The organism is Herminiimonas sp. (assembly GCF_030655415.1).
Map to the genome: position 1 here is coordinate 574,339 of NZ_JAURVN010000014.1, position 13,902 is coordinate 588,240.

Sequence of the window (13,902 nt, forward strand, 5' to 3'; positions counted from 1 at the left end):
TACATTTTCATGAATGTGCGCAATGCACTCGTTGCATGCGCACCCGTAATCTAATGCAATTGCCTGTAAATGTCTTCAGCCAATTGACGAGAAATGCCTTCAACCGATGATAAATCTTCAACGCTGGCATCCACCACGCCGCGCAAGCCACCAAAACGGGCCAATAACTTCTGTCGCCGTTTCGCACCGATGCCTTCGATCTCTTCCAGGCGGGAAGTCTGCCGCGCCTTGGCACGTTTTGCGCGCATGCCTGTAATGGCGAAGCGATGCGCTTCATCGCGTATTTGTGCGATCAGCATCAAGGCACCGGATTCCTTGCCCAACTCCTGCGCAGGACGGCCATCGACAAAGACCAGCGTTTCCAGACCAACCTTGCGACCTTCACCTTTCGACACGCCGACGATCAGACTGATATCCAGCCCGAGCTCAACGAATACCTGACGTGCCATTTCCACCTGGCCTTTACCACCATCGATCAACACGACTTCAGGCATTACGCCATCGCCATTCGCGACTTTTTCATAACGGCGCATCAGCACTTGGCGCATTGCAGCGTAATCATCGCCGGGCGTAATGTCGTTGATGTTGTAACGACGATACTCGCCATTCTGCATCGCGTGATGATGGAACACCACGCATGAAGCCTGCGTTGCTTCGCCTTGCGTGTGACTTATGTCGAAACACTCCACGCGAAAGGCTTCGATATCTTCCACATCGATCTTCAAGGCATCGACCAACATGCGGGTACGTGTTTGTTGCGAGCCCTGTTCGGACAACAAACGGGCGAGTGAAATCTCTGCGCCCTTTTGCGCCATTTCCAGCCACTGACGCCGCGGCTCTTGTGGTTGAAATACCAGATTGATGCGATGACCGCATTGTTCCATCAGCGCCAGCATCAATTCTGGTTCATCAAACTCGGTGTTCAGCACCAATGTGCCGGGGATGAATTTATCGATGTAATGCTGCGCGAGAAAAGCCTTCATCACTTCCGCCGCGACCGACTCTTCCGCATTCGTCAGCACGTTATCGACATGCGTAGGGAAGTACGCGCGATCACCCAAATGTCGCCCGCCGCGCACCATCGCCAAATTGACGCATGCACGACCGCCCTGCACGATCACCGCAATGATGTCGATATCCGCATCGCCGCCGGTGTCCATACTTTGCTGATGCAAGACGCGCGATAGGGCATTGATCTGATTACGTACCAATGCTGCCTGCTCGAATTTCAGTTCTTCGGCAAAGCTCAGCATCTTGGCCTGCAAAACTTCCAGCACTTCTGTCTGCCGGCCACGCAAAAATTTTGCCGCATTATCAACGTCCAATGCGTAATCTTCTTGAGTGATGTAATTGACGCAAGGTCCGCTGCAACGATGAATCTGATGCAGCAAACACGGGCGTGTGCGATTGGCGAATACCGAATCTTCACAGGTGCGCAGCAAAAACACCTTCTGCAAAATCTGCATCGACTCCTTGACTGCCCAACCGCTAGGGAAAGGACCGAAGTACTGATTTTTTTTGTCCACCGCGCCGCGGTAGTAGGCCATGCGTGGGAATTCCTGGCCGGTGATTTTCAGATAGGGATAGGATTTGTCATCGCGAAACAGGATGTTGTAACGCGGCTGCAAAGTCTTGATCAAATTATTTTCAAGCAGCAGCGCTTCGGCTTCGCTGCGTGTAACTGTTGTCTCCAGACGCGAAATCTTTTCGACCATCAAGGCGGTACGCGGACTGGCGAGATTCTTCAGGAAATAGCTTGAGACACGTTTCTTCAGGTCGCGCGCCTTGCCGACATACAGCAGATTATTGTCGGCATCGAAATAGCGATACACGCCCGGCAGATTCGGCAGCTTGGCTACCGTTTCCAGCACGACTGCACGCGGATCTGGCGGTTCAATTTCAGACATGGTGCGCTACCTGCCGATTATCGAAAATCGAAAAACATCATCAGCCTGCAGCCAGCGACAATGCCGCTTTCTTGGCCGCGATGTAGCGAGCTTCTTTTTGCAGGTCATCCCACGCCAAAGCTGATGCTTGCGGCGTCAATGCTGCGATACGCGCGGCGGATTTTTGCATGGCTTTAGCATCCTTGATCTTCAAGCCAGCCAATAATTGATCGGCTTTGTCTGGTGAGTTACAAATCAAAACCATATCGCAACCGGCGGCCAATGCTGCGTGTGCGCCGTCAATTACGTTGCCTGCGACACTTGCGCCTTCCATGCTCAAATCGTCGCTGAAGATAATGCCGTCAAAGCCGAAATCCTTTCGCAACATGGTCAACCATTTGCGTGAAAAACCGGCTGGATGTTTGTCTACTTTCGGATAGATAACATGCGCCGGCATCACGCCAGCGAGACTCAAACCAAGCCAATCGTAAGGCGCAGCATCTTCAGCAAGAATCTCTTTCAGCTCGCGTTCATCAACGGGGATTTCCAGATGTGAATCTGCTTTGACAAAGCCGTGACCTGGAAAATGTTTGCCGCAATTGAGCATGTCCGCCAGCATCAAACCATGATTCAAACTCTTCGCCAGCAAACTGACTACACGTGCATCGCGATGAAAAGCGCGATCGCCGATTACACCTGATTCGCCGTAATCGAGATCGAGCACAGGCGTGAACGACAAGTCGACACCACATGCGCGTAATTCTGCTGCAAGTACATAACCGACATCGGTCGCCGCTTTAGTCGCAGCCAAAACATCCTTGTCCCACAAGGCACCCAACTTGCGCATCGCTGGCAAATGCGTAAAGCCATCTGTTTTGAAACGCTGGACACGACCGCCTTCATGATCAACGGCTATCACGATGCCTGGACGTGCTGCATGTATCGCTGCAGTTAACGCCGTCAGTTGTGCTCGGTTCTTGTAGTTGCGCGCAAACAGGATCACGCCACCCGTCAACGGATGTTGAATTCTACGGATGTCGTCGGCTGTTAATTCCGTGCCAACCACGTCCAACATGACAGGACCAAAACCATCGGAATTTTTAGAAACCACTGCGTTCATTTTTTCTCCACAATCACAAAAGCAACCGCGTACTCGACTTCATCTGTAATCGAGACTTGCGCGGTCAGTCCATTCAATTCCATATACTCTGCCAGCTTGCCGCTGGTTACGACTATGGGCTTGCCACTGGGCGCATTCAAAATTTGCGCCGAACGCCAGGTCATAGGCATGCGTATGCCCAAACCTATCGCTTTTGAAAATGCTTCTTTGGCCGCAAAGCGCGTCGCCAGAAAACGTAAACCCCGTGCAGCCACTTTGGCTTTGCGTCGATGATATTTTTCCAGTTCTTCGACACCGAGTATGCGTTCGGCAAAGCGATCACCGTGGCGCTCAAGTGCAGCGGCGATGCGATCTATCTTCATGATGTCGGTGCCGACGCCGTAAATCACTTTTGTAACCCATTCATTTTTGCAATCCATTCATTATGCTCGTCCGTTCAAGCGTGCCGCGGTCATGATCGCTTTCATTTCACGCACGGCATTTTGCCAGCCGACGAACACTGCTTGCGCGACGATGGCGTGACCGATATTCAGTTCGGCGATATCTTGAATTGCTGCGATCGCCTGCACGTTGGTGTAATGCAGTCCATGTCCGGCATTGACTTTCAAGCCACGTTTGACCCCTTCCAATACTCCCAGCTTTACACGTTGCAATTGCACTTGCTGTTCAGCATCATCATGCGCATCGGCATAACGACCTGTATGCAATTCAATCACTGGCGCGCCAGCTTCGGCCGCCGCTTGAATTTGTGCGGCATCGGCATCAATAAACAAACTCACGCGTATGCCTTCTGCTTGCAGTTGTTTGATTGCAGCAGATACTTCTGAAAAATATCTCACTACATCCAGCCCGCCTTCGGTCGTTACTTCTTCGCGACGTTCCGGCACTAGGCAAACATCCTGCGGCTTGATACGGCAGGCAAAATCAACCATCGCGGAAGTGACCGCAGATTCCAAATTCATGCGCGTCAGCAATTGCGGACGGATCAATTCAACGTCGGCATCCTTGATGTGACGTCTGTCTTCGCGCAAGTGCAAAGTGATCGCATCAGCACCGGCTTCTTCAGCCAGCAAAGCTGCGCGCAAAGGATCCGGATAGACTGTGCCGCGCGCATTACGCAGCGTCGCGACGTGATCGATGTTGATGCCGAGATCGATGATGGAAGATTGAGGCTGGAGAAAACTCATGGTGAATTGTGTCCGTTAAAGCTGCAACAGGTCGATCAATATCTGGCGCGTATTCAAAGGCGCGCCGTTCAGATGATGCGCGAGCAAAAAACGCATCAGAAATTTGCTTTGCATTTGCGTCGTGGCGTTGCTGTAATCTTCGCATTCCATATCCAGCAGGGTCTTGCCTGCGACCTGCGGCCAGGTATCTGAAGCGCGCGCCGGACGCGGACCTCGCTCGGGATCGATGACGTAATTAATCTCAGCGTTCAAGGGGTTGCGAGTAGTCGTGCAAATCTGCCAATCGCCGGAGACGCCTGTTTCTTTCAACAACGCACGCTCGAATTTTCTTAAAACAATCGCAGCAGGTTCATCATGCGCGAGCTGATTCAAGGCACTGACGTAATGATCGAATAATGCAGGATGCGGATCGTCGCGCGCCAGCAATTTGACCAATAACTCGTTCAGATAAAAACCGCATAACAAAGCCGATTTCTCCAAAGGCAAAAGCCCGCCTACCCATTCTGCAGCAGTCAGTGTGCGCACTTCGGCCTTGCCACTCCAACCCACAGATAGCGGCTGAAAAGTTTGCAGCACACCGCGCAATTTGGAATGCGGACGCTTTGCACCTTTGGCGACCAACGCGATACGGCCATGATCGCGCGAAAATACATCGACAATCAGACTGGTTTCTTTGTAGGGATAGCTGTGCAGCACGAAGCCGGGTTGCTCGGCGATACGTGTGTCTTTTTCTAGGGAACGCGTGCGGCGTGGCGCAGGTTTTGGTGTGGCAATTGACGTTTCCGAAGATTCAGCCGCGGAGACAGAAGAACTCTTTACATCAGCACGCACCGTCGACTTTTCTTCATCTGAAGAATGAGACAAAGAATTGCCGTCGATGATGAGTGCAGTCATCTTTAAATCGATTTTATTCGTAGCCGTATGCGCGCAAGCCGGCTTCGTTATCGGCCCAGCCAGATTTAACTTTGACCCAGATTTCCAGATAGACAGGGCCGCCGAACAGGCGCTCCATATCGAGTCGGGATTGCGTCGAGATATCTTTCAGACGATCACCTTTATTGCCGATGACCATGGATTTATGCGTATCGCGCTCTACCAAAATCGCAGCAAAAACGCGGCGCAGATTGCCTTCCAACTCAAATTTTTCGATCAGGACTGTGCTGGTGTACGGCAGCTCATCACCGACAAAACGGAATAATTTTTCACGTACGATTTCTGCAGCGAGAAATTTTTCGCTACGATCGGTGATGTCGTCTTCACCAAACACGGGCGGATTTTCCGGCAAATGTTTTTTGATTTCGCCTTGCAGATTATCGAGCTGAAAGCGCAATTTAGCGGAAACAGGAACCACCGCAGTGAAGTCACGCTTGGCAGCGATTTGCTGCGCGAACGGCAACAACACGGCTTTGTCTTTGACGCGATCTGATTTGTTGATCACCAGGATGCACGGCACATTTTTTGGAATCAGATCCAGCACTTGTTGATCGGCTTGACCAAAAGTACCCGCCTCAATCACAAACAAAATCACATCAGATGCCGTCAGCGTCGTCGTTACTGTGCGGTTCAAGGTTTTGTTCAATGCATTCGAATGACGTGTCTGAAAACCAGGCGTATCGACATATACAAATTGCGCATCTTCGACGGTTTGAATACCCGTGATGCGATGACGTGTGGTTTGCGCCTTGCGCGATGTAATGCTGACTTTCGCGCCTATCAGTTCATTCATCAATGTCGATTTACCGACGTTAGGGCGACCGACGATCGCGATATAACCGCATCGAAAGTGAGACAGTGCGGTGGATTCAGTCATGCAATTTTGGAATGGGAAGTGGTAGAGGATTTTTTTACGGCATCGTCTGATTCAGTCGATGCAACATCGGATTTAACTTTGGATGAAGTAATTGCTGCAGGAACGATCACTGCGTCAGTTTCCGCAATCAGGCTTTTTTGGCCATCGGATACTTGATCTGCCTCAGATGTGGAATCTGACTTCGTATCTGATTTTGTTTCAAGTTCAGCTTTGGCATCGGCCTTGGCAGTTTTCGCATCCGACTTGGAAATGGTTTTGGAAGCAGGCTTCGCTTCATCCAAAGGGGCATCTGGCTGTACGGTAGCAATACCGGCTAACTTCAGTTGTGCGGTACGTGGTTTGCTTTTGCGGCTAGCACCTGGCGTTTTGACCAATGCAGCCTGCACTGCTTCCAACGCAAGTTTGGCTGCGGCTTGCTCGCCTGCGCGGCGGCTGCCACCGGTGCCGAACACTTGAATATCCAGTTTAGGAACCAGGCATTCGATTTCAAATTCCTGATTGTGTGCAGCACCGTGCGTCGCCACCACATTGTATTGCGGCAGTGCGATTTTTTTACCTTGCAGATATTCCTGCAAAAGGGTTTTTGCATCCTTGCCCAGAGTCTTGGGATCGACGCTATCGAGGATAGGAATATAAAGTGAGCGAATCACATCGCGCGCAGCATTGAAGCCGGCATCGAGAAAAATCGCGCCAAACAATGCTTCCAGCGTATCGGCCAAAATCGATGGACGACGAAAACCGCCCGATTTCAACTCGCCTTCGCCCAGACGCAAAAACTGCGAAAGCTCAAGACGCTGTGCGATTTCATACAGGGATTGTTGCTTGACCAGATTGGCACGCAGACGCGACAAATCGCCTTCATCGATCTTGCTGTAACGATCGAACAGCAAGGAAGCAACCACGCAATTCAAAATGGAATCGCCGAGAAACTCGAGGCGTTCGTTATGTACGCTACTGTGGCTGCGATGCGTCAAGGCCTGCTGCAGCAATCCAGCATCCTTGAACGTATGGCTTAGCCTATTTTGCAATAACGTTACATCCATTTTTCTATCGATTCTTACCTTAAGGTGCTGCTTTTTTCTTCAATCTGTTCTCGTTGGTTGAGCCGGAATAATCAATCAACAAACTAGCCGGTCCCACGAGAGGAATAATTTTCTGATACGCGAAACTGATTTCTACGTCGTCACCGTTTTTGATGATTTCGAGATCCTTGCCGCTGATCGCATCGATGTAACCAACTTCAGCCTGGCGATTAAATGCAGAGCGCATTTCAGGAATACCACCGCCGGATGCTTTAACGCTGCCGATCGCTTTTTTGATCGAAAAGTATTCCGTCACAGTCGGTGTTACTTTCATTGCAAGAACCGCAATCAAGCCAATGATAGCCAGCACCAAAATCAATCCGACCAGGGTAATACCCTTTTGCTTACGATGTGTGCATGCTGCCAATGTCATGTTTGCCATCTACTTGCGCTCCTGACTATGATTATTGAAAACTGCCAATGCGACCAAGGTTATTCGGGAAATTATTCAAATTCAACCACACAACAAATGCTTTTCCGACAATATTTCTATCCGGCACGAAACCCCAATAGCGACTATCCAAACTGTTATCCCGATTATCGCCCATCATGAAATATTGTCCAGCCGGGACTTTGCAGGTAAATCCTTCCGCGTCGTAAGTACACAAATCGCGATTCGGGAAATCGTGCGGATTCGACACATAGGACGGCGCACGCGGATTGTTCAATATTTGATGCGCTACGCCGTTCAAATTCTCGGTCAATAGCTTGGAATAACTGAGTGTCTCTTCATCAAGATAATCAGGCAATGCCTTGTAAGAAACTTGCTCGCCATTAACGATCAGACGCTTGTTACGATACGTCACAGTATCGCCAGGAACGCCGACCACGCGCTTGATGTAATCCAGCGTCATGTTTTCCGGATATTTAAAAACCATCACGTCGCCGCGTTGAGGATCATTTACCTCGATTACTTTTTTATTCAGGATGGGCAGACGAATGCCGTAGGTGTATTTATTCACCAGAATCAGATCGCCAACCTGCAGCGTAGGCACCATCGATGTCGATGGAATCTTGAATGGCTCGTACAAAAATGAGCGCAAGCAGAATACTAATGCGATTACAGGGAAAAAACTGCCCGAATATTCGATCCAGGTCGGTTGGCGCATCAAGCTCGCTTGCAGCGCAGCGCGACCATTGTTATCCGGCTTGACGCCCTCGCCTGCGAGCTTGGCATTACGTGCATCAAATTCAGCCAGCACCGCATCCGCATGGGCGCGGCGTTTTTTCGCCAAATAGAAAACATCCAGCACCCAGACGATGCCCGTTCCTACCGTCAGGATGAACAGGATCAGTGAAAAATTGCCCAACAAATCTTGCAATGTCATTTATCGTCCACTTGTAGAATTGCCAAAAACGCTTCCTGCGGAATCTCGACCGAGCCCACTTGCTTCATGCGTTTCTTACCGGCTTTTTGTTTTTCCAGCAGTTTTTTCTTACGGCTGATATCGCCGCCATAACATTTCGCCAGCACGTTCTTGCGTAAGGCTTTGACGTTTTCACGCGAGATAATATTCGCACCGATGGTGGCTTGAATCGCGACGTCAAACATCTGGCGCGGAATCAGTTCACGCATCTTGGCCGCTACCTGGCGACCGCGATACTGGCTGTTCGATCTATGCACGATGATGGCCAGCGCATCGACTTTTTCGCTGTTGATCAGCATGTCGACTTTGACCACATCCGACGCACGATATTCCTTGAACTCGTAATCCATCGATGCGTAACCGCGCGACGTTGATTTCAATTTATCGAAGAAGTCGAGCACGATCTCGGCCATCGGCATTTCGTAAATCAATTTCACCTGACGACCGTGATAACTCATGTCCATCTGTACACCGCGCTTGGCGATACACAGCGTGATGACGGAGCCGACATATTCCTGCGGCATGTACAGATTGACGGTGACGATAGGCTCACGTATTTCTTCAATCTTGGACGGTTCAGGCATCTTGGACGGGTTGTCGACCTTGATCAGGCTGCCGTCGCCCATGATGACTTCATACACAACGGTTGGTGCCGTCGTGATCAAGTCCATGTCGAATTCGCGCTCCAGACGTTCTTGCACGATTTCCATGTGCAGCAAACCGAGGAAGCCGCAACGGAAACCGAAGCCCAGCGCTTGCGACACTTCCGGCTCGTACATCAGCGCAGCATCGTTCAGCTTCAGCTTTTCTAAAGAGTCGCGCAATGCATCGTATTGATTCGCCTCAACCGGGAACAGACCCGCAAACACTTGCGGCTGCACTTCCTTGAAACCAGGCAAGGCTTCGGCGGCAGGACGGCTGGCCAGCGTAACGGTGTCGCCAACTTTGGCGGCCTTCAATTCTTTAATGCCGGCAATGATGAAACCTACTTGTCCGGCCGACAGTGTCGGCAGCGACACCGAGCGCGGCGCAAAGACGCCGATGTTTTCGACCAAATTGACCGAACCGCTCGCCATCAACAGAATTTTTTCTTTTGGTTTTAATGTGCCGTTGATGACACGCACCAACATCACTACGCCGACGTAATTATCAAACCAGGAATCCACGATCAGCGCTTGCAAAGGTGCATCCGGATCGCCCTTAGGCGGCGGCACTTTGGCGATCAGCGACTCAAGTACATCAGCGACGCCTAAACCAGTTTTGGCGGAACATTGAACCGCATCCGTCGCATCGATACCGATCACGTCTTCGATTTCAGCAATCGCGGCTGGTGGATCTGCATTCGGCAAATCAATTTTATTCAGAACTGGCACCACTTCGACGCCCAGATCCAGCGCCATATAGCAGTTGGCTACCGTCTGTGCTTCCACACCTTGCGAGGCATCGACCACCAGCAACGCACCTTCGCAAGCAGACAGCGAACGGCTAACTTCATAGCTGAAATCGACGTGGCCCGGTGTATCGATCAGGTTCAAATTGTAGACCTTGCCGTCGCGCGCCTTGTACGACAAGGCGGCGGTTTGCGCCTTGATCGTGATGCCACGCTCGCGTTCGAGATCCATGGAATCAAGCACTTGCGCTTCCATTTCTCGATCGGACAAGCCGCCGCACAATTGAATAATGCGGTCGGCAAGTGTCGATTTACCGTGGTCGATATGGGCGATGATGGAGAAATTGCGGATGTTGTTCATTAACCAAGTGACAATTACAAAAAAAGCGCTCTATGCTGGGATGTTTTCCCTAGGCGAGCGCCTTGTTACAGAGGGATGACGGCCCCGGCATTTTACCGGATTTCAGAGGGGAAAGCCCAACAATTCCGGCTCTGCGGGCTGCCAAGGTAAAAATTGTGCACGGTGACGCTTGCATCCCCTGCCGTAAGTCGCTCAAGCTTGGGCAATAAACGCTCTTACCACCGCCTCATCCAGAAAGTAATGGCAAAGCTGCTGTGCCGCTTGCTGATCTTTGCTGGCAAGCAGCACCGGGACCAATTCATCATATTTGGCGACCAATGTCTCGTCGGCATCCACGTCCACTATCGTAATGGAGATCGGTTCGACAATTTCCAGTCCACGCAATGCTGCCAGCATGTCGTCACACAAATGGCAGTAAGTCCGCGAATAGAGTGTGAAATGAATCAAGAATAAATTCCGCGCAAAAGAAAAGGCTGCAAGCTTTTCAGCAGGCAGCCTTTTTCTTGAAAATAATTTTATTGGGCGTGCGGTTTAACGGTCACGAATTGCGAAGAATCGCCACGACGCACTAGCAACAAGGTGGTTTTCTTCACATCCAGTTTTGCGACCAAACCATTGAACTGGCGCGCATCTTTGATATCGGTGTTATTCAACCGTAAAAGAATATCGCCAGCACGCAAACCTGCACGTGCCGCAGAACTTTCAGCCGACTCGACAATAACGCCGCCTTCGATTTTCAATTCCTTGAGTTGCGCTGCATTCAGATCGCTGACGATCAAACCTAGTGTGTTGGCAACTTGTTCAGCCTTGGCTTTTTTCTCAGCCTTTTGCGCAACTTTTTCAGGTTCCAGTTCGGTGATGGTCAATGGCAGATCGCGCATTGCGCCTTTGCGCCACACGGTGATGGTCGAACGCGTACCCGGTTTTGTGGCGCCTACCATACGCGGCAAATCGCTAGCGCGTTCGATGGACGCGCCATTGAATTTCAAGATCACGTCACCTGCTTCGATGCCGCCTTTTTCAGCCGGGCCACCAGCTTCTACGCGCTGCACCAATGCGCCTTGCGCACGAGTCAGGCCCAAAGATTCTGCGACGTCTTTTGTTACTTCACCGATTTGCACACCGATGCGACCACGTGTGACTTTGCCGCTTGCACGCAATTGATCGGAAACGCGCATAGCCTCATCCATAGGCACGGCAAATGAAATGCCCATATAGCCACCGGAACGGCTGTAAATCTGCGAGTTGATACCAATGACTTCGCCGCGCATATTGATCAGTGGGCCACCAGAGTTACCCGGGTTAACGGCAACATCAGTTTGAATCAGCGGCAAATATTCACCTGTATCACGTGCTTTCGCAGAAACGATACCGGCAGTTACCGTGTTATCCAGACCAAATGGCGAACCGATAGCAATCACCCATTCACCGACACGAATCTTGTTTGAATCACCGACGGTCAGACGCGGCAAGTTGCTACCTTCGATTTTGACCAATGCGACGTCAGTGCGTTTATCAGCACCAATGATCTTTGCCTTGAATTCGCGCTTGTCGGTCAAGGTGACATAGACCTCGTCCGCGCCATCGACCACATGCGCATTCGTCATTACATAACCATCTGCGGAAATGATAAAGCCTGAACCTACGCCGCGCGGCACTTCTTCATCGGCATCAGCGTCTGGTTTGCTGCGACCACGCGGTGCAGGTTGCTGTTGACGCGGCGGAACTGGCGCACCGAAGAAGCGACGGAAAAATTCCTGCATCTCTTCATCTTCGCTAGCCGCATTGCCTTGGCTGACTTTGGCTTTTTCAGTCGTACGAATATTGACAACTGCTGCGCCGGTTTTTTCAACCAGATCAGTAAAGTCCGGCAGACCAGCCACAGACGCGGCAGCCATCGCAGGTGGCGTCAAACCGCTAACAGCAGGAATTAAAAATGTGCTCGCAACACCAAGCAAAATAGCAGACAGTTTTTTCTGAACAATGAACATTGTTTTCATACACTCACAAAAGCCTGATTAGGGATGTAATTTAGGATGTCACTAGGATACAACTAAGAATCTAACTGAAAACCCAGACAAGAATCTAATGGAAAGATTAAGGCTGAGCTTTCACTTCTATCGAGTTAGCAACCTGCTTGATCGCTGCGGCTGGTACTTCACCGACAACCGTCAACCAATATTCGCCATGTCGCTTGCCGACAATATTCATCGCACCTTGCTGCATAGAACCTTCGGTACGACTTTGCGATGCAGGTTCAATGAAGACGGAGATCGCAGCCAAACCATCGGAGTAAACAATTTGCGATACTTCACGCTGAGTTGGAGGCGCATTCTCTGCTGTCGCGTTTGCCGGTGTGTCTGTAATCAGGCGCTTCATTTCACGCACCTTCTTGAAACCTGCAGGCATTGCCTTGACTGACCAGCCAGAAAGATTCGCCTCGCTCATGACCGCATTTTCTACGCGCCAGCCCTGAGTATTCTTGAAGCTGGTTTTCACACGGCTGGCATCGATATGACCAATGACCAATTGTGTAAAAGCGATTTGTTCGACGACTGAATTCTTTTCGTTAAGCGTTTGCGCTTTCAACAAAAGACCTGTCGATTTCTCCGACCACAGTTTGTAGCCATAACGCAGCTTGTCTTTAGGCTCAAGAATGATCGCTTGGCAATCGAAGCCGGCAACGCGGCCTGTTTCACCCATTTTCAAATTGTAATGCTCAGCCAGTTCGGTCGGATTAGCGCCCAGAATTGCAGGGAACACATCCTTCGTCACACGCTTTTCTATGCGTATCGATTTACTTTCAGGCACATAGCAAACAATCTCTTCATTGTTACGTATGTATTCACGTGGCTTGCCATCGAGAATTTCAAGTTTTTCTACTTCATTCTTGCCATTCAGAATATGCGTAATGCGCGACGTGCGAACCTGATTACCCTGTTGATAAACAAAGGTACCGGAGTAATTCAACTTCTGTGCCGATGACTGGATTTTCTTTAACCAGGCTTGCGTATCGTGTTGAGCCGTTGATGGCTCAACACTTTCTGCATGCGCAGTAAACGCAATAGCGCTGGATAAAAGAAAGACGAGTCTAAAAATTCCGAATGTCTGCAGCATGTTCAATTATTTATCTGAGTCAACAGCAAATGTGGCCGACCGCGCGTATTGCGCAGTGCTGTAGACCGATGGTGAAAAGCGCTGATGCGCCAGCAGATATTCATCTATACGTGGATCACGCAAAACCTCACCGTCTTGGCTGGCAACGGTTATCTTCTCCGGCGCAGCTGAAGCCAACACGATAGGCGCTGGATTCGATGCAAACGTTGGAGCACTTTGCGTTGTCATCATTTGCGGCACTGTCAGGAAAGCGGCAACGGCAACCGCAGCAACTGCCATACCCGGCATTGCAAAACGCTTCATCACATTTTGCTTTGCAACATGCACGCGCTGCTCTGCTGCCACCATGATGGTCGGCTCCGCATCCAGGCTGGCAAATATGCGGGAGGTCAAACCAGGATTAACTTGCGTGTTCAAATCGTCGGAACGCAAAGCGTCGCCGATCTGATGATAGAGATTCCATGTATCACGTCCTTCTTGCTGACGTAAGGCAGCCAAGGTGACATCGAGATGTCCATCGGACAACTCGCTATCAGCAAAAGCGGAAATCTGTTCGCGCGTCATATTCATCGTATTCATCAC

General features: G+C 50.6%; 14 protein-coding genes. All 14 read right to left on the reverse strand.

Going from position 1 to position 13,902, the window contains the following annotated elements; all coding sequences use genetic code 11:
• Nucleotides 1-50: 50 nt before the first annotated feature.
• Complete coding sequence (uvrC, locus tag Q7T66_RS11940; protein WP_304933541.1) at nt 51-1,907, reverse strand: excinuclease ABC subunit UvrC; 1,857 nt, start codon at nt 1,905-1,907, stop codon at nt 51-53.
• 40 nt (nt 1,908-1,947) lie between these two features.
• On the reverse strand, nt 1,948-3,006 hold the full coding sequence (gene nagZ, locus Q7T66_RS11945; RefSeq protein WP_304933542.1) for a beta-N-acetylhexosaminidase: 1,059 nt from the start codon (nt 3,004-3,006) through the stop codon (nt 1,948-1,950).
• Nucleotides 3,003-3,395 (reverse strand): holo-ACP synthase, encoded by a 393-nt coding sequence (acpS, locus tag Q7T66_RS11950; protein ID WP_304933765.1) that lies wholly within the window; start codon nt 3,393-3,395, stop codon nt 3,003-3,005. The genes nagZ and acpS overlap by 4 nt, the downstream gene beginning before the upstream one ends.
• A gap of 33 nt (nt 3,396-3,428) precedes the next feature.
• The gene (gene pdxJ / locus Q7T66_RS11955) at nt 3,429-4,193 is read right to left on the reverse strand and encodes a pyridoxine 5'-phosphate synthase (RefSeq protein WP_304933543.1); all 765 of its coding nucleotides are present in this window, start codon (nt 4,191-4,193) and stop codon (nt 3,429-3,431) included.
• A gap of 15 nt (nt 4,194-4,208) precedes the next feature.
• The gene (gene recO / locus Q7T66_RS11960) at nt 4,209-5,087 is read right to left on the reverse strand and encodes a DNA repair protein RecO (protein WP_304933544.1); all 879 of its coding nucleotides are present in this window, start codon (nt 5,085-5,087) and stop codon (nt 4,209-4,211) included.
• A 13-nt stretch (nt 5,088-5,100) separates the two neighbouring features.
• Nucleotides 5,101-6,003: a GTPase Era gene (era, locus tag Q7T66_RS11965; RefSeq protein ID WP_304933545.1), complete on the reverse strand. Its 903-nt coding sequence runs from the start codon at nt 6,001-6,003 to the stop codon at nt 5,101-5,103.
• Nucleotides 6,000-7,046: a ribonuclease III gene (gene rnc, locus Q7T66_RS11970; RefSeq protein ID WP_304933546.1), complete on the reverse strand. Its 1,047-nt coding sequence runs from the start codon at nt 7,044-7,046 to the stop codon at nt 6,000-6,002. The genes era and rnc overlap by 4 nt, the downstream gene beginning before the upstream one ends.
• A gap of 19 nt (nt 7,047-7,065) precedes the next feature.
• Entirely contained in the window at nt 7,066-7,458 is a 393-nt protein-coding gene (locus Q7T66_RS11975; RefSeq protein ID WP_304933766.1) for a DUF4845 domain-containing protein, read from the reverse strand.
• Between the two features lie 31 nt (nt 7,459-7,489).
• Nucleotides 7,490-8,413 (reverse strand): signal peptidase I, encoded by a 924-nt coding sequence (lepB, locus tag Q7T66_RS11980; protein ID WP_304933547.1) that lies wholly within the window; start codon nt 8,411-8,413, stop codon nt 7,490-7,492.
• On the reverse strand, nt 8,410-10,203 hold the full coding sequence (gene lepA, locus Q7T66_RS11985) for a translation elongation factor 4 (protein WP_304933548.1): 1,794 nt from the start codon (nt 10,201-10,203) through the stop codon (nt 8,410-8,412). The genes lepB and lepA overlap by 4 nt, the downstream gene beginning before the upstream one ends.
• Before the next feature lie 192 nt (nt 10,204-10,395).
• Nucleotides 10,396-10,650, reverse strand: coding sequence for a glutaredoxin family protein (locus tag Q7T66_RS11990; RefSeq protein WP_304933549.1), 255 nt, complete (start codon nt 10,648-10,650; stop codon nt 10,396-10,398).
• Nucleotides 10,651-10,718: 68 nt separating this feature from the next.
• On the reverse strand, nt 10,719-12,194 hold the full coding sequence (locus tag Q7T66_RS11995; RefSeq protein WP_304933767.1) for a DegQ family serine endoprotease: 1,476 nt from the start codon (nt 12,192-12,194) through the stop codon (nt 10,719-10,721).
• A gap of 106 nt (nt 12,195-12,300) precedes the next feature.
• The gene (locus Q7T66_RS12000) at nt 12,301-13,320 is read right to left on the reverse strand and encodes a MucB/RseB C-terminal domain-containing protein (protein WP_304933550.1); all 1,020 of its coding nucleotides are present in this window, start codon (nt 13,318-13,320) and stop codon (nt 12,301-12,303) included.
• Between the two features lie 6 nt (nt 13,321-13,326).
• The gene (locus Q7T66_RS12005; protein WP_304933551.1) at nt 13,327-13,899 is read right to left on the reverse strand and encodes a sigma-E factor negative regulatory protein; all 573 of its coding nucleotides are present in this window, start codon (nt 13,897-13,899) and stop codon (nt 13,327-13,329) included.
• Nucleotides 13,900-13,902 lie beyond the last annotated feature (3 nt).

What these genes read in the sequence shown, in the direction of transcription:
- uvrC (WP_304933541.1), bottom strand. Translation starts at nt 1,907, where the DNA reads ATGTCTGAAATTGAACCGCCAGATCCGCGTGCAGTCGTGCTGGAAACG.
- nagZ (WP_304933542.1), bottom strand. Translation starts at nt 3,006, where the DNA reads ATGAACGCAGTGGTTTCTAAAAATTCCGATGGTTTTGGTCCTGTCATG.
- pdxJ (WP_304933543.1), bottom strand. Translation starts at nt 4,193, where the DNA reads ATGAGTTTTCTCCAGCCTCAATCTTCCATCATCGATCTCGGCATCAAC.
- recO (WP_304933544.1), bottom strand. Translation starts at nt 5,087, where the DNA reads ATGACTGCACTCATCATCGACGGCAATTCTTTGTCTCATTCTTCAGAT.
- era (WP_304933545.1), bottom strand. Translation starts at nt 6,003, where the DNA reads ATGACTGAATCCACCGCACTGTCTCACTTTCGATGCGGTTATATCGCG.
- rnc (WP_304933546.1), bottom strand. Translation starts at nt 7,046, where the DNA reads ATGGATGTAACGTTATTGCAAAATAGGCTAAGCCATACGTTCAAGGAT.
- Q7T66_RS11975 (WP_304933766.1), bottom strand. Translation starts at nt 7,458, where the DNA reads ATGACATTGGCAGCATGCACACATCGTAAGCAAAAGGGTATTACCCTG.
- lepB (WP_304933547.1), bottom strand. Translation starts at nt 8,413, where the DNA reads ATGACATTGCAAGATTTGTTGGGCAATTTTTCACTGATCCTGTTCATC.
- lepA (WP_304933548.1), bottom strand. Translation starts at nt 10,203, where the DNA reads ATGAACAACATCCGCAATTTCTCCATCATCGCCCATATCGACCACGGT.
- Q7T66_RS11995 (WP_304933767.1), bottom strand. Translation starts at nt 12,194, where the DNA reads ATGTTCATTGTTCAGAAAAAACTGTCTGCTATTTTGCTTGGTGTTGCG.
- Q7T66_RS12000 (WP_304933550.1), bottom strand. Translation starts at nt 13,320, where the DNA reads ATGCTGCAGACATTCGGAATTTTTAGACTCGTCTTTCTTTTATCCAGC.
- Q7T66_RS12005 (WP_304933551.1), bottom strand. Translation starts at nt 13,899, where the DNA reads ATGAATACGATGAATATGACGCGCGAACAGATTTCCGCTTTTGCTGAT.